The sequence below is a fragment of the Amycolatopsis sp. NPDC051372 genome (assembly GCF_040682095.1).
In the GTDB taxonomy this organism is placed as follows: domain Bacteria; phylum Actinomycetota; class Actinomycetes; order Mycobacteriales; family Pseudonocardiaceae; genus Amycolatopsis.
The window spans coordinates 109,043-127,072 of the sequence record NZ_JBFBAF010000001.1; the positions used below are offsets into that span (position 1 = coordinate 109,043).

Genomic DNA, 18,030 nt, shown 5'->3' on the forward strand with positions numbered 1-18,030 from the left:
GAACCCGTGCGGAGTAATAGCTTCGGTTGGGTGAGGCGGGCAGGAAAAGTCGCGATCGGACGTTCGGCGGGCGCGTCGGCCTGCACCCTGGTGCTGGCCGGTGCGCTCGTCGTCGTCCTCCCGGCCTCCGCGCCGGCGGCCGACACCCCGGCGGCCGACACCCCGGCGTGTGGCGGAGTGGCCCCGAACCCGAGCGTGGAGCAGGCGAACGCGCCCGGCGGAGCGCCGGCGGGCTACGTGTTCACGCCTGCCGCGCCCGTGCCGCGCAGCACGCCGGCGGACAAGGTGCCGAAGCTCGTCACCGACGCCGCGCACGCGTCCGACGGCAAGCTCAACGCGCAGATCCAGACGCCCGACGGCCGCGTCAGCTCCGCTACCCAGACCCTTCCCGCGGCGCCGGGCGGCATCTACACGCTCTCGGCGGCGACGGGTTCCGTCGGCTCGGCGCTGGCCGACCGCGCCAACGCCCAGTCGACCGGCCTGCGCTTCACCGATTCCGCCGGGCGCGCGCTGCTGGAGAAATCGCAGAACGTCACGCACGACGTGCAGTCCGACGGCAAGCTCGCGCGCCAGGACTTCCCCGCGCAGACGGCGCCGGACAAGACCACGTCGGTGGTGTTCTTCGCGACCACCAACCGCAACTGGGTGATGTGGGACTGCGTGGACCTGCAGCTCGCCGCGTACACGGTGAAGCTGGAGGTGCAGAACCCCGCGACCGGCGAGTGGGGGCCGTCGGCCACGATCCCCGCCGGCGAGACCGCCCACTACCGCACGACCGTCACGAACTCGGGCTCGCAGCCGCTGACCGGCGTACTGCTGAAGGACTCGTGGTGCTCGTCGCTGCCGCCCGCGTTCGGCCTGGCACCCGGCGCCTCGAACGCCGTGCCCTGCGACCACCCGAACCTGGCGGAGAACGACACCGGCCACGTGAACAAGGTGCGGATCACCGGCGTCACGTCGCCGAGCGGCGCGCTGACCGACCAGTCGGCCACGGCGGCGATCACCGTGACGCCGCTGCCGCTGATCGACAAGATCGGCGACCGCGTGTGGCGCGACACCGACCGCAACGGCCTGCAGGACGACGGCGAGCCCGACGTCGCCGACATTCCCGTGACGCTCAAGGACGGTGCCGGCGGCACGCTGGCCACCACGAAAACCGCGGCCGACGGCTCGTACCTGTTCGACAAGCGCAAGGACGGGACCTACCAGGTCTGCTTCGACATCTCGCACCTGCCGGACGGGCTCACCGTGACGCGGCAGGCCGCCGGCGACGCGGCGCGCGACTCCGACGTCGACCCGGCCACGGGTTGCACGGCGGGGTTCACTCTCGGCGGGACGACGCACGAGAACCTCAACGCGGACCTGGGGCTGGCACCGCCGCCCCCGCCGCCTCCGGCACCGGTCCCTACATCCAGCACGACTCCGCCACCGCCTTCGGAAACCCCGGCACCTACGGAAACCCCGGCCCCTTCGGCGAGCCCGGCACCCACGCACTGAAACAATCACGGCATCGCTGCGACCAGCGCCGCGAGCCACCCGTACCCCCGGATGCGAGACTGGGAAAAGACCACCGGGGAGAGGGGCCATGACCACAGCCACCACCGCCACGACGAAATCCGTGGCGGCACCCACGCCGTGGCTCAAGTCCCCCACCACCTGGCTGACCTTCGCGACGCTGGCGCTCTACGCGTACCTCTCGTGGCGCCGCCGCTGGATGTCGGACGACGGGTTGCTCGTCCTTCGCACGGTCCGGCAGATCCTCGCCGGTCACGGGCCCGTGTTCAACGTCGGCGAGCGGGTCGAGGCCAGCACCAGCCCGTTGTGGACCTGGCTCCTGGCCGCGCTTGGGACGATCCCGGGCCCGGCGCTGGAGTGGCTGTCGGTCGTCACCGGCCTGATCTGCGCCGTCGGCGGGCTGTTCTTCGCGATGGACGGCGCCCGCCGCCTCTACGACAGCCCGGTCGTCCCGGCAGGGGCGCTGATCGTGTGCGCGCTGCCGCCGTTCCGGGACTTCGCGACGTCCGGCCTCGAAACCGGGCTGGCGATGCTCTGGATCGGCCTGACGTGGTGGCTGCTCGTGCGCGGCAAGGCGCCCAAGGCCACGGCGTTCGTCATCGGACTCGGGGTGCTGGTGCGGCCTGATCTGGCGTTGTTCAGCATCGTCGCGTTCGCAGCGCTGGCCTTGCTGCGGCGGCCGAGCCTGCGGACCGGGTTCGGCTGGCTGGGCGTCGGAATCGCGTTGCCGGCGGCGTACCAGGTCTTCCGCATGGGTTACTACGGCCTGCTCGTGCCGAACACCGCGCTGGCCAAGGAAGCGGGCACGAGCAACTGGTCACGCGGGTTCGACTACCTGCTCGACCTCGTCGACCCGTACTACCTTTGGCTGCCGATCCCGATGCTGGCGGTCGCGGCGTTCCTGAGCCGGAAGTCGCGGATCCTCACGCTCGCGCCGGTGGCGGGCGCGGTGCTGCTGGCCGCGTACGTGGTGCGCGTCGGCGGCGACTTCATGCACGGCCGGATGCTGCTGCCCGCGTTGTTCGCGCTGCTCCTGCCGGTGATGGCGGTGCCGTTGACGCGCAAGACGTTCGCGCTGCTGGCGGGCGTCGCCGTCTGGTCGGTGGCCGCGGCCGGGTGGCTGCGCGTGCCGTACGCGAACGATCACGCCGCTGTCGGCGTCACCGACGAGCGCGCGTACTGGTCGTGGGTCACCGGGCACGAGCACCCGGTGCTGGCGTCGGACTTCCTGGGCGAGCCGGTGATGCGCACGGCCGTCGAGGTCACCGACGCGACGCGCGCACCGGCCGTGCTCGTGTACAGCTACGGGGAAAAGCGCTGGTACACGTTCCCGACGGACCGCCCGTACGTCACGCTCGCGGCCGACAGCATGGGCGCGATCAGCAACCTGGTGTCGCTCGACGTGCGCGTCCACGACGGCTACGGCCTCGCCAGCGACCTCGGCTCGCACTCCACGTCGATCCCCGGCGGGCGGCCTGGGCACTCGAAGTGGCTCACGGCCGCGTGGGAGATCGCCGACGCCGGCCACGGCGAGGTCGCGACCGACGGGCGGATGCACGTCTTCACCCCGGCCGAGATCGAAGCCGCCCGCCAAGCGCTGCGCTGCCAGGGCGAGCAGGACGCGCTCACCTCGACGCGCAATCCGTTGACCTTCGGTCGGTTTGTCGACAATTTCGCGGGATCTTTCACCCGCACGGGCATCCGGTTCGACCGCGACCCCCGCGTCGCGGCGTCCTGCTGACGCTTACGGTGGATCGCATGACCGATCTTCCGCTCGCCCTGGTCACCGGTGCCTCGCGTGGCATCGGCGCCGCCGTCGCCCACCAGCTCGCCCCGACGCACCGCCTGCTCCTCGGCGGCCGCGACGAGGCCGCGCTCGAGAAGGTGGCCGCCGAGCTGCCGGGCGCAGAGCCGTGGCGTGTTGACCTCACGGACGACGCTTCGCTGGCGGCCGCCGCCGCGCAGATCGAGCGACTCGACGTCCTCGTGCACTCCGCCGGCGCCGCCCGTCTCGGCACGATCGCCGAAGGGTCGGCCGAAGACTGGCGCGTGAACTACGAGGTCAACGTAGTCGCCGTCGCCGAGCTCACGCGCCTGCTGCTGCCCGCTCTGCGCGCCGCCCACGGCCACGTCGTCGTGATCAACTCCGGCTCCGGCCGTACGGCCCGCGCGGGCTGGGGCGCTTACGCCGCATCGAAGTTCGCCGCCCGTGCCTTCGCCGACGCGCTGCGCGACGAAGAGCCGGACCTGCGCGTCACCACCGTCTATCCGGGCCGCACCGACACCGACATGCAGCGCGCCGTCATCGCCCACGAGGGCGGCGAGTACGACCCGGCGCGCTTCCTCCGCCCGGACTCCGTGGCGACGGCGGTGCTCACCGCGGTGAGCGCGAGCCCGGAAGCGCACCTGACGGAAGTGATCCTCCGCCCTCGCTGAGGGCGTTGACGCTTCAGCCGCGCAGGCGAGCCGCGGTGTCGGCGACGGACGCCTGGATCTTCGCGCGGTCCACGCGCGTCGGCTCCGCGTCGGCGACGACCTGCTCGCCGGCGACCCACACGTCGCGGACGCGGCGGGAACCCGCGGCCCACACGAGGTTGGACAGCAGCTGCTCGTCGGGCACGTCCAGGCCGGCGGCGAAGGCCGGGTCGTCGAGGTCGACGTGGACGAGGTCGGCCCAGCGGCCCGGCTCCAGGGCGCCGATGTCGGTGCGGCCCAACGCGTCGGCGCCGCCGCGGGTGGCCATGACGAAGACGTCGGCGGCGGTCAGGACCGTGGAGTCGTCGTTGGCGAGGCGGGCGAGCATGGCCGTGAGCTGGAGCTCTTCCCACAGGTCGATGTCGTCGTTGGACGCGGGGCCGTCGGTGCCGAGGCCGACGGCGACGCCGGCCGCGCGCAGGTCCTTGATGCGGGCGATGCCGGACGCGAGCTTCGCGTTCGAGCCCGGGCAGTGGGCCACGCCGACGCCGCGGGCGGCGAAGAGCGCGATGTCCTCGTCGGACAGATGGATGGAGTGCGCGGCGAGGGTGCGGCCGGCGAACACGCCGAGCGAATCGAGCAGCGCCGGCACCGAGCCGTACTCCTTGCGTTGGACCAGGTCCTCGTTCGCAGCCTCCGCCACGTGGATCTGCACCAGCGCGCCGCGCGCGGCCGCCGATTCCGCGGTGGCGCGCAACCCCTCAGGGTTGAGCATGTACGCGGAGTGCGGGCCGTAGCCCAGCTCGACCCGGTCGCCGGGACCGAAGCGCAGGCCGTCGGTGTCGATCCAGCGGTCGATGGCCGCCAGCGACGTGCGCCAGTCCAGGCCCGGCAGCTCGATCACCGGCGGCGCCACGAGCACGCGCCCGCCGGTGGTGAGCACCGCGTCCACGAGCTGCTCGCCCTCGAAGTACATCTCCGCGCTGGTCGTGACGCCGTGGCGCAGCATCTCCACGGAGCCCAGCAGCATGCCGGTGCGCACGTCCTCGGGCCGCAGCTTCGCCTCGGTCGGCCAGATGATCTCGCGCAGCCACCGCAGCAGCGGCAGGTCGCCACCCATGCCGCGCAGCAGCGTCATGGGGCTGTGCGCGTGGGTGTTCACCAGGCCGGGCAGCAGGATCCCGCCGAGCCGCGTCACCTCGCCGGTGAACTCGGGTGCCTCGGCGACCGGGCCCACGAACGTGATCCGGCCGCTGTCGTCGACGTCCACGACGGCGTCGCGCAGCAGCGAGCAGGCGGGATCGGCGGGCAGGACAACGGGCGCGTGGAAACGGTGTGACATGCGGAGATAGTACGGGCGTCCCAGACGCCTGTGGTCAGGGTGTCTTCTTGATCAGCTTGCCGTCGGCGCCCACGGCGAACCAGAGGTTGTCCACGCCCTGGCCGTCGACGTCACCCGGACCCTGGTCGCCGACGTAGTAGTACAGCGGCCACTTCCCGTACTTCGCCTGCTCGACACCCGGCGTCCGTTCGGTCGCCGTCAGCAATTTCTGATCCGCGCCCGCGCCCGCGTGGAAATCCTTGTCACCGGTCAGCGCGGGCCACGTGGCGAGGCAATCGTCGCCACACGTGCTGGTGCCCGAAATGTCATCGGCGAAGGCATAAAGGGTCCTTCCCGAGGAGTCGGTGAGAATGGGGCCGAGGCCGGACTGGCCGATTTTCACCTCACCCGACGACGCCGGGGAGGCCGGTGACGAACCTTCGGGAGCGGAAGCAGATCCGCTGGTCGCGGTGCTTCCGCAGGCAGCGAGGGTGCCGAGCAGGGCGGCACCGGCCAGGACGATCGAGACACGCATGAGAACTCCTCCACCGATTCACGTCGAATTCGGGACGAGACACGGCGGGCGCAGCGAAACGGTTCAATCGAATTTTCCTCTGAACCGCCCACCGCTGGATTCCGTGTCGGCTGCGGAATCCGACGTGAAAGGACGAACCTGATGCGAGCACGAATCGCGGCACTGGCCGCCATGACCGCCGGCCTCGGCCTGCTCGGCGCTGTCACCGCCACCGCCAGCCCGATGCCCGGCACCCCGACCACGCCCGACATGCCGGGCATGAACATGGACATGCCCGGGATGGACATGTCCGGCCAGGGCGCTTCGACCCCGGCCAAGGCGCCGGCCAGCCTGTCCACGGCCATCCAGCGCTCCCAGCAGAAGCCGATCTTCCTGCAGGCCAAGCTCACCGGCGCCAACGAGGTCCCGGTGGCCGGCAAGCCCGCCGTCGGCGACCCGAAGGGCAGCGCCACCGGCATCGTCGAGGTGCAGGGCAACAAGGTCACCTACGCGTTCTCGTGGAAGGGCATCAGCGCGCCCACCCTCGGCCACATCCACGAGGGCAAAGCCGGCGTGAACGGCGACGTGAAGGTGCCGCTCTTCGGCACTGCGATGCCCGCCACCGTGACCGCGGCCGCCGGCACCGCCACGATCACGGACCAGGCCACGGCCGACGGCCTGCGCAAGAACCCGTCGAACTTCTACCTCAACCTGCACACCGACAAGTTCCCCGGCGGCGCCGTGCGCGGCCAGCTCACGCCGCTGCGCTCGTCGGTCGACATGCTGAAGCTGCTGCAGGGCGGTGGCCTGCACGCGTTCATGTCCGGCAACCAGGAGGTCAAGGCCGCTCCGGGCGAGCCGAAGGCCGGTGACCCGAAGGCCAACGCCGTCGCGTTCGTCCGCCCGACCGGCACGCAGGTGCAGTTCTCCTTCGCGTGGTTCGGTTTCCAGCCGACGCTCGCCCACATCCACAAGGGCACCTTCGGCAAGAACGGCGCCGTGGTGGTTCCCCTCATCGGCACGACCGTGCCCGCGGGCGTGTTCGCCGTGTCCGGTACCGCGACGGGCCTCGACTCGGCCCTGGTGAAGGACATCGCCCGCCACCCGCTGTCGTACTACGCGAACCTGCACGACGCCGCCTTCCCGGGTGGCGCCGCGCGTGGCCAGCTTTTCTGAGCCGGCACCAAAAACGGGGGCCGGCTCACCAGCCGGCCCCCGTTTTCCGCAGCGAGAAACTCAGTCCACGACCCCGCTGCGCCAAGCCCACGCGGCGATCTCCACGCGGTTGCGCGCTCCGACCTTGCCCTGCACCGAAGCCAGGTGCGTCTTCACCGTCGACAGCGACAAGTACAGCTCCGCGCCGATCTCGGTGTTCGTCAGACCGCGAGCGGCGGCCTTCACGACGTCGAGCTCACGCGCGGTGAGCGGTTCGGACGGCGGGGGCACGTCGCGCTTGTGCCCGTTTGCGGCGTCGAAGTGCTTGAGCAGCCGCACGGTGATCTGCGGCGACACGAGCGCGTCGCCGCGTTCGGCCGCGCGGATGGCCTCGATCAGCAGTGCCGGGCCGGCGTCCTTGAGCAGGAAGCCGCTGGCGCCGTTGCGCAGCGCCGTGTGCACGTACTCGTCGAGGTCGAAGGTGGTCACGACCACGACCTTCAGCGGGTCGGTGACGTCCGGGCCGGCGAGCTGCCGCGTGACCTCGAGGCCGTCGAGGCCCGGCATGCGGATGTCGAGCAGGCAGACGTCCGGGCGCAGCTCCCGCGCCTTGGTGACGGCCGAGACGCCGTCGGCGACGTCGGCCACCACCTCGATGTCGTCCTGCGCGTCCAGGATCATGCGAAACCCCATCCGCACCATCTCCTGGTCGTCCGCGATCAGTACCCGGATCACCCGTCATCCCCGTTCGCCTCGAGTGGCAGCCAAGCTTCCACACGCCAGCCGCCGTCGGGCCCGCGCCCGGCCGTGATCCGGCCGTGCAGCAGGGCAACGCGCTCGCGCATGCCGACCAGACCGTAGCCGCCCGACCCGCCGGCCGGTCGGTGAGCCTGCTCCCGGCCGTTGTCGCGCACCGACAGGTGCAGCTCGCGGCCGGTGACCTCGGCGTGCACCAGCGCTTCCGTCGCGTCGGCGGCGTGTTTGCCGACGTTGGTGAGCGACTCCTGCACCAGCCGCAGCGCCGAGCGCCCGACCTCGTGCGGCAGGTCCGGCGGCAGGTCAAGCATCAGCGTGGTCTTGATGCCGTGGTTGGCGCCGTCGGCGAGTTTGCGCAGGTCGGCGTCCAGATCTGTGGTGGCCTGCTCGCTCAGGTCGCTCGCGCCGGCGGGCGCGTCGCCGCGCATGCTGCGCACGAGCCGGCGCATCGCCGCGAGCGCTTCCGTGCCCGCGTCCTCGATGCGGCCCATGGCTTCGAGCGCGAGCTGCGGGTTCTTCTCGCCCATCATTCGCGCGGCCTGGGCCTGCACCACGATGCCGGTGACGTGGTGGGCAACCACGTCGTGCAGCTCGCGCGCGAGCGCCATCCGCTCGGTGATCTGCGCGTCGGTGACCGCGGCCTTCATCACCTGTGTGCGCTCGGAGTCGCGCGAGCGCAGGAACAGGCCGACCGCGATCGCGATGCCGAGCACGAGGCCCGCGGCCACGACGAGCCCGCCGATTTCCTGCGGATCGGTCAGCGGGCGGAAACCCGGGCGTTTCGCGTTCAGGATCGCGCCGACGCCGACCGCCGCCGTCAGCACGGCGATCCGCGGCCACGCCTTGATCAGCGGCATCGCCCGGACGAGGTTCACCACCACGCCGATCCCGGCCACCATCTGCGCCGGCGGGATCCCGCCCGGGAACTGGTAGTCGTAGCCGAGGCGCAGGAACGGCGTCACGAGGGCCGAGAGCAGAATCAGCCCGGCCACGCCGAGTATCGCATCGGCGGGGCGGCGCGGCGAGAGCACCGCGATCACCGCCGCGCCGATCGAGCAGAACAGCACGGGGAAGCCGCTCGTGCCGCTGTCGTAGGTGAAGCCGAACTCGAACAGCAGCGAAAGTGCGAGCGCGCCGATCAGCGGCCACTGCCCCTTCGCCAGCGCGTTGATCCGCCGAAGCCGGCGCAGCCGTTGCTCACGCTGCACGGTCCGCGTGCGGCCCGAAGCCCCGATCACCACGGCCGCGACGAGCAGGAAGCTGCCGAACAGCAGTGCCTGCAGGATCGTGGAGTACGAGAGGTCGCCGTACGTGTAGCGCCCGAACACCGCGATCAACGCGCCGACCACGAGCGACGAGATCGCCGCGAACGCCGCCCCCGGGCGGACCTTGCGCGCGACGTAGAAGACCATTTCGGTCCCCGCCACGACCTCGGTGATCGAGAGGTTCGCGAGCACGCTCGAATACGTCGGCGTGTGCAGGTAGCGGATGAAGATCGTGAAGAACGCCAGCGCGAACGCCCCGACCATCGCGGCCACGGCCGCCCGCCGGCGCGCCCAGATCGCACACCCGACCATCGCGAAGATGCCGGGCAGCAGCGCGAAGTCGACCCAGCGCGGCCCGACGTCGTCGAGCGCGGCGTCGGTCACGAACACGAGGTCGAACAGCAGCGCCGCGAGCAGCACCACCACGGGCATGCCGAGGCGGCGCACGAGCTCGGTCACGCGTGCGGAAAAGGACGAAGACGGCGGAGCTTGGGACACAACCGAACGGTAGAGGATCTCTGGCGGCGCGCACCTTGGCCAGGTGGTTCGAGCCGCATCGGCCGATCGGCCGATGCCGGTGATCGTCGGACTGGCCGTCTGCCCGAAGTGGACACCCGCCCCGATCCGTGAAGGTGATTCCCAACGAAGTCGCAGACCAATGAGGGAGAGACCCCCGGATGAGCAATCCACAGTGGACTTCCGGCCCGGTGCTGTCGGGGCGGGGGCTGGTGAAGCGGTACGGCGGGCAGTACGCGCTGGCCGGTATCGACATCGACATCCAGCCCGGGGACGCGGTGGCCATCGTGGGCCCGTCCGGGTCGGGCAAGACGTCGCTGCTGCACGTGCTGGCCGGCATCCTGCGCGCCGACGGCGGCGAGATCCACCTCATGGGCCGGCGCATCGACAACCTGAACGAGAAGAAGCGCAGCGAGCTGCGGCGCACGGAGTTCGGGTTCGTCTTCCAGTCCGGGATGCTCGTGTCCGAGCTGACGGCCGAGGAGAACGTGGCGCTGCCGTCGCTTCTCGCGGGCAAGGCCCGGCGCGAGTCGGTCGCGGCGGGCCGCGAGTGGCTGGCGCGCCTCGGCCTCGCCGGCAAGGAAACGCGCCGCCCGGGTGAGCTCTCCGGCGGTGAGGCCCAGCGCGTGGCCATCGCCCGGGCGCTCACGCACCGGCCGAAGGTGATCTTCGCCGACGAGCCCACCGGCGCCCTCGACACGCGCACCGGCCGCGAGACCATGCAGGCGCTGCTCGGTGCCGCGCAGGAGTCCGGCGCCGCCGTGATCGTCGTGACCCACGACCGCGAGCTCGCCGAGTCGATGCCCAAGACTGTGGCCATCCGCGACGGCCTCATCGCGACGAGGTTGGCCGCATGAACTCGCTCCAGCTCGCCCTGCGCGTGCTCCGCGTCGACCGACGGACCCGCACCTCGGCGATCCTCACGGCGGTCGGCGTCGCAGTCGCGACCGGGCTCGTGCTGCTGCTCGCGTCACTGCCCTTCGCGACGCAGGTGCGCGAACAGCGCGGCATCTGGCAGTCGTACGACAACTTCGACACCAGTGGCACGCCGGTCATGCTGGTCAGCGGGGCCAAGGACTACTTCCACGACCAGGAGATCACCCGCGTCGACGTCGCGGCCACCGGCAACACGGCCGGGCTGAAGCTGCCGGCAGGGATCCCGAAGCTGCCTGGACCGGGTGAGACGCTCGTGTCGCCCGCACTGGGCCGGCTGCTGAACAACACGCCGGCCAACCAGCTCGGCGACCGGTTCGGCAAACCCGTCGCTGCACTCGGTGACCAGGCGCTGAAGTACCCGGAGCAGCTCGTGGCGCTCGTCGGCCACAGCCAGCAGGAGCTCACTTCCACGGAGACCGAACGCGCGACGGAGGCCGTCGCGCAGCCGGTGAGCGCGTTCCCGGACCAGCAGGCGAAGGCAGATCCGCTGCTCACGCTGCTGGCGTGGGTCGGCATCATCGTGCTGCTGGTGCCAAGCCTGGTTCTCGTCGCTTCTTCGGCGCGGCTCACCGCGGCCCGGCGCGAACGCCGGCTCGCCGCGATCCGTCTGGCCGGCGCGACGCCGGGGCAGGTCACGTCGATGGTCGCCGGGGAAACGATCCTGTCCGCAGGTGTCGGGGCCCTGCTCGGCCTGGGGATCAGTCCGGCGCTGCACGGCCTGGCGACGTTCGTCCCGTGGGGCGGCGGCACCTGGCTGGCCACGGACTTCACGCTGCCGACCGCGCTCGCGGTCTTCATCGTGATCGCCATCCCGGCGCTCGTGGTCCTCGCCGGCGTGCTCGGCCTGCGGCGAGTGCTGCGCAACCCGCTCTTCGCGACCGGCGGCCACAGCGTGAAGCCGCTGCGCTGGTGGCGGCTGCTCGTCTTGCCGGTGGCGGGCCTGTTCTTCCTCTACGCCGTGACCAGCGCCGGTGACGGCGGCGGAGCCACCCTGATCCTGGTCGGATTGTTCCTGCTGGTCGCGTCGGCGATCGTGGTCGGTCCGTGGGTGACCTCGGCGGTCGGCGGCACGTTCGTGCGGGGGTGGCGGGGACCGTCGGCGCTGCTGGCCGGGCGCCGGCTGCGCGACGACCCGAAGGGCGCCTACCGCGCCACGGCGGGCATCGTGCTCGCGGTGTTCACCGGCTCGATGGCGCTCACGCTGCTGCCCTCGTTCGAGTCGCTCGCCGGTGGCGGGCGGACGTACGCCGACTCGGTGCTCTACGCCGACAGCAGCCCGGACAAGGCCGCGGCCGTGGTGGACCACACCAACGCCGCGCTGGCCCGCTACGGCCAGCAGGAACGCGCGGTCGCCGTGGGCCAGGTGTACCTGGTGCAGGGCACGGGCGACCAGCGGTCCTACCAGCGGGCACTCGTGATGTCCTGCGCCGACGCCGCCCGGCTGACGCGGCTGGGGATCACCGCGGCCGACTGCAAGCCCGGCGTCGGGCTGTATGCGCCGTACGAGCTGAACGCCGCCGAGTACCACGTGGTCGGCGACCCGGAGCCCACCGACCCGGGGCAGCCGCTCGGCTCGGTGCCGGTCGGGACGTTCAAGATGGGCGACGACGTGAGCAGCTCCTACCTGCTCGACCCGGCGGCGCTGCCGGCGGGCGTGAAGCTCGGCGCGGCCACGGTGATCGCCCCGACGACGGACGCCGACCGCGAGATCGTCCGCACTGCACTGGCCTCGGCCGCGACGGGCGCGGAGGTCGGCAGCCGCGACCAGTACCTCTACGACCAGCAGACGCAGCTGTCGGACCTGCGCCGGGTGACCGTGATCGGCCTGGTGGCCGCCGGCATCCTTGCCGGCTGCAGCGCGGCCGTCGCCACGGCCGGCTCGATCATGGACCGGCGCCGGACGTTCGGTGCCCTGATGGCGGCCGGGACACCGGTGAAGGTGCTTTCGAGGGCGCTGCGGATGGAGACGGCGCTGCCCGCGCTGGTCGCGACGGTCGGCGCCGGCGTGGTCGGCATCCTCGTCGGGGTCGGGCTGTTCAGCACTGCAGGCGAAGGCGACATCGTCTTCAGCCCGTGGATCTTCGCCCCGGTCGTGCTCGGCGTCGGGGTGGCGCTGCTCGGGGCCTCGATCTGCACGCCCGCCCTGCGGCGCGTGCAGGCGGAACCGCTGGCCGACGAGTAGCGGGCGGTCCGCCCTTCGCGGGGTTGGGCGGACGCCGGGGGTGAAAAAGGGGAGAAAAAAGGCCGCTGCCGGGGGTGGGACCCGGCAGCGGCCTTTTTGCGGTGTCTTTTCCACTGCACTTGCCAACCCGGCTAAAAGCAGGCGGGGACCCAACCGGAGGTCACGACGCTTCGCAACCATCCCCGCCGTGACTGTGGTCGGGTTGGCAAGCAGCAGCACAGTCAGCGTTTCTCGAAAATGAGGTCGTGTGACACTCGGCCTTCGACGTCGGCGCGCTGTTCGAATTTCGTCCGCGGCCGCCATTCGGGCCTCGGCGCCCAGCCGCCCGGTTCATCCGCGTAGCGGTTGCGCAATGCGGGCTCGGCTGAACACACTTCCAGCATCTGCTCGGCGTAGTGCTCCCAGTCGGTGGCGAGGTGGAACGTGCCGCCCTGCGCGAGCCGCGACGCGACGAGAGCCACGAAATCCGGCTGCACGATCCGGCGCTTGTGGTGGCGCTTCTTCGGCCACGGGTCCGGGAAGTACAGCCGCACGCCGGCGAGCGCGCCGGGCTCGACATGCTCGGTCAGCAGCACCACCGCGTCGCCGTGCATCAGCCGCAGGTTCTCGACGCCGAGCTTCTCCGCGCGCAGCATCAGCTGGCCCAGGCCCGGGTCGTAGACCTCGGCGGCCACGTAGTTGAGCTCGGGCGCGGCGGCCGCGAGCTGCGACGTCGTCTCGCCCATGCCGGAGCCGATCTCCAGCATCACCGGCGCCTCGCGGCCGAACCACTCGGCGAAGTCGACCGGTCCGGCCGGCAGGTCGGCGACCGTGCGGCCCAGCCGCGGCCAGTGTTCGTTCCAGGCACGCTGCTGGCCGACGGTCATCCGGCCGCCGCGGTTGACAAAGCTGACCACGCTGCGCAGCCGGGGCTGGTCCTCGTTCTCCACCCGGACACGATACTGATCCGGCCAAAAGCAGGCCGACCCCCACGCGGCACGTAACCGTTGTACGAAGCCATTCGGCCGTGTCTGTGGTCGGATCAGTATCCGTCGGCACAGTTGGGCTGATCAGCGGACGGCTTCGAACTCCCCGAGCCGGGAGCGCAGTCCGGCGAGCCCGGACACGGCGATCGGGTGCGGCGTTGTGCCCGTGTGGGCCGGCAGCACGTCGATCCAGCCGGGGTGACGATCGGTGTTCAGCACCGTCGTCGGGACGGAGTGCCCGGACTTCCCGCGCTCGGACGGCATGAACTCCCAGTAGCCCGATTCGCCGTCGGCGGCCCAGGGCACGAACTCCCAGCCGGAGCGGCGGGAAAGCAGCTGCTGGATGCGGTCTTCGATGCGGAACCCGAGCTCACGCGACTCGAGCCGGCCACTGGCGACGGCGCGCAGCCACCACGGCGCGGGCAGCGGGCCCTGCATGCCGCTGGCCCTGCGGTAGAGGGCGAGCACGAGGTCTTCGGCCGCGCGGTGCACCCACGCCTGGCGCAGGTCGCCGGGCTTCATCGCGGGCAACGCGAACCGCGGCAGCTCGATCGCCTGCGACCATTCGAGGTCCAGCATCGGCTCGAGCCGGGGCTGGCGCGGCGCTGCGCGGTGACTTTGGGGTGCCGCTTCACGGTCACTTCGAAGTGTCGCGTCGCCGTGATTTTGTGGTGCCGCTTCGCCGTGATTTTGTGGTGCCGCTTCGCTGCGGGCTGTGGGAATGGGACTCATGAGCCCCTGACCAGCGTCCACCGTCAAGGTTCACCTCCGGGGAGCTGAGACGGACGAGCACGCTCTTGATCTCGAATATCCTGGGGACTTTGCCATTATGTCCGCTCCCTGTGAGAGAAGCCACAACGACTTAACACGGTCTTAATCCGTTTGCCTCGTGGACACCTGTTCTGCACGTGCAGATTAACGCGAATGTGCTCTCGTCAGGCGTCGCGGCGGTTCGCGGTGAGCACGCCGGCGACGTAGAACGCGAGACAAATGCCGCCGAAATACGCGAGGTAGCCCCACGGGCCGAAAGCGGGCGTCACGTTGAGCGCCGCTTGGGTGAAATCCCCACCGGCGAACTGCCCGGCCGCGAAGAACGGCAGCCACGGGTAGACGTCGGGGCCGACGCGTGGGATCAGCAGCACCAGCCCCTCCACGAGCTGGGTCCACACGAGCACGAGCGTCAACGCGAGCGCGGTGCTCCGCAGGAGCAGCCCGACGCCGACGCCGAGCAGCCCGGTGAGCGCGAACGTCACGGTCTGTCCGAGCACCAGCCGCCAGTCGCTCGCCGAGTGCAGGGCGAGATCCGCGTCCGGGCGGACCAGCGACGCGATGCCCCACGAGCCCACGCCCGCGAGCAGCCCGAGCACCGCGCAGACGGCCACCACCACGGCACCCTTCGCGAGCAGCGCGGGCACGCGCGCCGGCACGGCCTGGAACGTCAGCCGTAGCGTGCCCCAGCTCGCGTCGGAGGTCGCGGCGAGCACGGCCAGCACCAGAGCCACCGTGCGGCCGATCCCGGTGGCGAGCTGGGTGTTGCCGACGCTCGCGGTGATCTCCGAGCCGGCCAGCGCGAAGAACAGCGTCGTGAACGCCAGCGGCGCGAGCACCGACAACGCGCCGCACCACCAGGGTGCGCGGGTGGAGAAGAGCTTGATCCGTTCGGCCCGCAGCACGTTCACCGGGTACCTCCGCTCGTGAACGCGGCCGTCTGGCCCGTCAGCTCCAGGTACGCCTGCTCCAGCGACCCGGCCAGCGGGCTCAGCTCGTGGAGGGTGGCACCGACCGTGAACGCGAGATCACCTAAAGTGTCGCTGTCCACTTCGGACACCAAGAGCGCGTCGCCCTCGTCGGTGAACGCGATCCCGCGCTCGGTCAGCGCGGTGCGCAGGGCGTCGGCCTGGGGCGTGCGCACGCGGACGCCGCGCGAGCCGGCGCGTTGGACGAAATCGGCCATGGTGCCCTGGTAGGTGAGCCGGCCGCGGCCGATCACCACGAGGTCCTGCGCCGTCTGCTCCATCTCCGGCAGCAGATGGCTCGACACGAACACGGTGCGGCCGTCGGCGGCGAGCGAGTGCATGAGCTGCCGGACCCACAGCACGCCTTCGGGGTCGAGACCGTTCACGGGTTCGTCGAACAGGAGCACCTTCGGGTCGCCCAGCAGCGCGGTCGCGATGCCGAGGCGCTGCAGCATGCCGAGGGAGAACTCGCCCGCGCGCTTCTTCGCGACGGAACCGAGGCCCACGAGCTCGAGGACCTCGCCGACGCGCCGGTCGGGCAGGCCGTTGGTCGCGGCGAGCCAGCGCAGGTGCTGCCGGGCGCTGCGGCCGGGGTGGCGCCAGGTCGCGTCGAGCAGGGCGCCGACTGTCCGGAGTGGATCGGCCAGCTGCCGGTAGGGCCGGCCGTCGATGTGCGCGGTGCCGGCCGTGGGCGTGTCGAGGCCCAGCAGCAGCCGCATCGTCGTGGACTTGCCGGCGCCGTTGGGGCCCAGGAAGCCGGTGACGCGACCGGCTTCGGCGGTGAAGGTGAGGTCGTCGACGGCCAGGGTTTCGCCGTAGGACTTGGTCAGCCCGTGGGTCTCCAGCACGCGCGAACCCTACCGAGCCGAGCGCGTACCGAAAACGAAAAGATCCGGGTCGCCCCCCGAAGTGGCGACCCGGATCTTTCTTCTATCCCCTTTTCCCCCCGTTCAGCCGGTTTCGGCCCCCGCCGCCTCCGCCCGAACGTCCCTGTGGTGGGTCTTCCTGTCAGGCGTCGCGCTTCTTCGCGACGCCGATCGCGACGGCCAGCAGCACGATCGCGATGCCGGCGAAGTAGGCGAGCGACCAGCCCTGCGAGAGCACCGCGTCGGACGGCGGCGGCCCCTGCACCGCCCCGCCCGCACCGCGGAGGAACTTCTCCGCGACGTTGAACGGCAGCCACTCGTGGATCTTCGGGCCGACGGTCGGGATGAGCTGCACCAGGCTTTCCACAGCCAGCACGTAGATCAGCAGCAGCGCGATCGCGCCGGCGCTGTGGCGGATCAGGATGCCGATGGCCACCGCGATCACCGCGGCGAGCGCGAAGAGCACGCCGACGCCGGCGACGTTGATCCACTCGGCCGAGGTGTCGAGCGCCAGCGCGTCCGACGGGCGGATGGCGTAGCCCAGTGCCCAAGCGCCGAACGCGCCGATCTCACCGATCACGAGCGAAAGCAGCGCGACGACGGTGGCCTTGGCGACGAGCACCGAGGTGCGGCCCGGCACGGCCTGGAACGTGGTGCGGATGGTGCCGAAGCGGTACTCGGTGGTCACCGAGAGCGCCGCGAGCACCATGATCACGGCGATGCCGAATTGGTAGCCGAACTGCGTCGTCGCGACGTCGATGGTCGCCGTGCTCGGCGCCGCGCCTGCCACGAGGGCGGAGAAGCCGGCGGTGAGGACGATGGCGATGAGGGCGCACCACCACGGTGAGCGGGTGGTGAACAGCTTGATGCGTTCGACCGCGAGCAGAGTCATGGTTCTTATCCCCGGAATCCTTGTTGTACGAGTAGTCGTCAGCGGGCGGTGGGCTGGAGGGCTTGCTGCGCCTCGGCCTCGAGCCCGGTGTGGTACTCGACGGAGTCGCCGGTGATCTGCATGAAGGCCTGCTCGAGCGACCCGGTCTGCGGGCTCAGCTCGTGGAGCACGACGTTCGCGGAGGCCGCGAGTTCGCCGATCTTGGCACTGTCCATCCCGGACACGATGAGCGCTTCGCCCGAGTCGGTCACCTGGGCGCTGGCGCGCACCAGCGCCTCGCGCAGCACGGGCAGCTGCGGCGAGCGCACCTTCACGGTGTTCTCCGCGGCGCGCGCCACGAACTCCTCGGTGGACGACTGCGCGATCAGCTGACCCTTGCCGATCACCACGAGCTCGCTCGCGGTCAGCGCCATCTCCGAGAGCAGGTGGCTCGACACGAACACCGTGCGGCCGTCGTCGGCCAGGCGGTGCATGAACTTGCGGATCCAGAGGATGCCCTCGGGGTCGAGGCCGTTCACCGGCTCGTCGAACAGCAGCACCTCCGGGTCGCCCAGCAGCGCGCCCGCGATCCCCAGCCGCTGCGACATGCCGAGCGAGAACCCGCCGGCGCGCTTGCCGGCCACGCTGGTGAGACCCACGACGTCGAGCACTTCGTCCACCCGCGACGCCGGGATGCGGTTGGACTTCGCCATCCACATCAGGTGCGCGCGGGCGGAGCGGTTGGGGTGCACCCACTTTGCGTCGAGCAGTGCGCCGACGGTGCGCAGCGGGTCCTTCAGGTCGTGGTACCGCTTGCCCCCGATGCGGACCTCACCGGCGGTGGGGTTGTCGAGCCCCAGGATCATGCGCATGGTCGTGGACTTGCCGGCGCCGTTCGGGCCCAGGAAGCCGGTGACCTTCCCCGTGGCCACGCTGAACGACAGGTTGTTCACCGCCAGCGTGTTCCCGTACCGCTTGGTGAGACCTGATGCCTCGATCATCCCCTGCTCCCTCTCC

The 18,030-nt window shown here is 71.1% G+C and carries 16 protein-coding genes; 6 read left to right on the forward strand and 10 right to left on the reverse strand.

Annotated features, from left to right (window positions below):
• The first annotated feature begins 30 nt into the window (after positions 1-30).
• The 3 genes from AB0M56_RS00475 (at position 31) to AB0M56_RS00485 (ending at position 3,951) form a co-directional block, all read left to right on the forward strand.
• Positions 31-1,497 (forward strand): SdrD B-like domain-containing protein, encoded by a 1,467-nt coding sequence (locus AB0M56_RS00475; RefSeq protein ID WP_364169234.1) that lies wholly within the window; start codon positions 31-33, stop codon positions 1,495-1,497.
• Positions 1,498-1,585: 88 nt separating this feature from the next.
• The gene (locus AB0M56_RS00480; protein ID WP_364169237.1) at positions 1,586-3,256 is read left to right on the forward strand and encodes a hypothetical protein; all 1,671 of its coding nucleotides are present in this window, start codon (positions 1,586-1,588) and stop codon (positions 3,254-3,256) included.
• Between the two features lie 17 nt (positions 3,257-3,273).
• On the forward strand, positions 3,274-3,951 hold the full coding sequence (locus AB0M56_RS00485; RefSeq protein ID WP_364169240.1) for an SDR family oxidoreductase: 678 nt from the start codon (positions 3,274-3,276) through the stop codon (positions 3,949-3,951).
• 13 nt (positions 3,952-3,964) lie between these two features.
• Here the strand turns inward: AB0M56_RS00485 and AB0M56_RS00490 are convergent, their stop codons facing one another.
• Both AB0M56_RS00490 and AB0M56_RS00495 read right to left on the reverse strand, forming a co-directional pair.
• Complete coding sequence (locus tag AB0M56_RS00490) at positions 3,965-5,272, reverse strand: amidohydrolase (RefSeq protein WP_364169243.1); 1,308 nt, start codon at positions 5,270-5,272, stop codon at positions 3,965-3,967.
• Between the two features lie 34 nt (positions 5,273-5,306).
• The gene (locus AB0M56_RS00495; RefSeq protein ID WP_364169245.1) at positions 5,307-5,786 is read right to left on the reverse strand and encodes a hypothetical protein; all 480 of its coding nucleotides are present in this window, start codon (positions 5,784-5,786) and stop codon (positions 5,307-5,309) included.
• 141 nt (positions 5,787-5,927) lie between these two features.
• On the opposite strand from AB0M56_RS00495, the gene AB0M56_RS00500 reads away from it, so the two are divergent.
• Positions 5,928-6,941 (forward strand): CHRD domain-containing protein, encoded by a 1,014-nt coding sequence (locus AB0M56_RS00500; RefSeq protein ID WP_364169247.1) that lies wholly within the window; start codon positions 5,928-5,930, stop codon positions 6,939-6,941.
• 60 nt (positions 6,942-7,001) lie between these two features.
• Here AB0M56_RS00500 and AB0M56_RS00505 read toward each other — a convergent pair whose 3' ends face one another.
• Together AB0M56_RS00505 and AB0M56_RS00510 are read right to left on the reverse strand one after the other, a co-directional pair.
• The gene (locus AB0M56_RS00505) at positions 7,002-7,655 is read right to left on the reverse strand and encodes a response regulator transcription factor (protein WP_364169250.1); all 654 of its coding nucleotides are present in this window, start codon (positions 7,653-7,655) and stop codon (positions 7,002-7,004) included.
• Positions 7,652-9,439 (reverse strand): histidine kinase, encoded by a 1,788-nt coding sequence (locus AB0M56_RS00510; RefSeq protein WP_364169252.1) that lies wholly within the window; start codon positions 9,437-9,439, stop codon positions 7,652-7,654. The genes AB0M56_RS00505 and AB0M56_RS00510 overlap by 4 nt, the downstream gene beginning before the upstream one ends.
• A gap of 179 nt (positions 9,440-9,618) precedes the next feature.
• Here AB0M56_RS00510 and AB0M56_RS00515 point away from each other — a divergent pair, with 179 nt between their 5' ends.
• Both AB0M56_RS00515 and AB0M56_RS00520 read left to right on the forward strand, forming a co-directional pair.
• A complete protein-coding gene (locus tag AB0M56_RS00515) occupies positions 9,619-10,314 on the forward strand; it encodes an ABC transporter ATP-binding protein (protein ID WP_364169255.1) in 696 nt (231 codons plus the stop codon).
• Positions 10,311-12,575 (forward strand): ABC transporter permease, encoded by a 2,265-nt coding sequence (locus AB0M56_RS00520; RefSeq protein WP_364169257.1) that lies wholly within the window; start codon positions 10,311-10,313, stop codon positions 12,573-12,575. Before AB0M56_RS00515 ends, AB0M56_RS00520 begins: the two co-directional genes overlap by 4 nt.
• A gap of 221 nt (positions 12,576-12,796) precedes the next feature.
• On the opposite strand, the gene trmB is transcribed toward AB0M56_RS00520, so the two are convergent.
• From trmB to AB0M56_RS00550, 6 genes are all read right to left on the reverse strand, one after another.
• Positions 12,797-13,504: a tRNA (guanosine(46)-N7)-methyltransferase TrmB gene (gene trmB, locus AB0M56_RS00525; protein WP_255638557.1), complete on the reverse strand. Its 708-nt coding sequence runs from the start codon at positions 13,502-13,504 to the stop codon at positions 12,797-12,799.
• Between the two features lie 120 nt (positions 13,505-13,624).
• Complete coding sequence (locus AB0M56_RS00530; RefSeq protein ID WP_364169261.1) at positions 13,625-14,119, reverse strand: hypothetical protein; 495 nt, start codon at positions 14,117-14,119, stop codon at positions 13,625-13,627.
• A 356-nt stretch (positions 14,120-14,475) separates the two neighbouring features.
• Positions 14,476-15,219: a hypothetical protein gene (locus AB0M56_RS00535; RefSeq protein WP_364169264.1), complete on the reverse strand. Its 744-nt coding sequence runs from the start codon at positions 15,217-15,219 to the stop codon at positions 14,476-14,478.
• Entirely contained in the window at positions 15,216-16,124 is a 909-nt protein-coding gene (locus tag AB0M56_RS00540; protein ID WP_364169267.1) for an ATP-binding cassette domain-containing protein, read from the reverse strand. The genes AB0M56_RS00535 and AB0M56_RS00540 overlap by 4 nt, the downstream gene beginning before the upstream one ends.
• 160 nt (positions 16,125-16,284) lie before the next feature.
• On the reverse strand, positions 16,285-17,034 hold the full coding sequence (locus AB0M56_RS00545; RefSeq protein WP_364169270.1) for an ABC transporter permease: 750 nt from the start codon (positions 17,032-17,034) through the stop codon (positions 16,285-16,287).
• A 38-nt stretch (positions 17,035-17,072) separates the two neighbouring features.
• Complete coding sequence (locus tag AB0M56_RS00550; protein WP_364169273.1) at positions 17,073-18,014, reverse strand: ABC transporter ATP-binding protein; 942 nt, start codon at positions 18,012-18,014, stop codon at positions 17,073-17,075.
• Positions 18,015-18,030 lie beyond the last annotated feature (16 nt).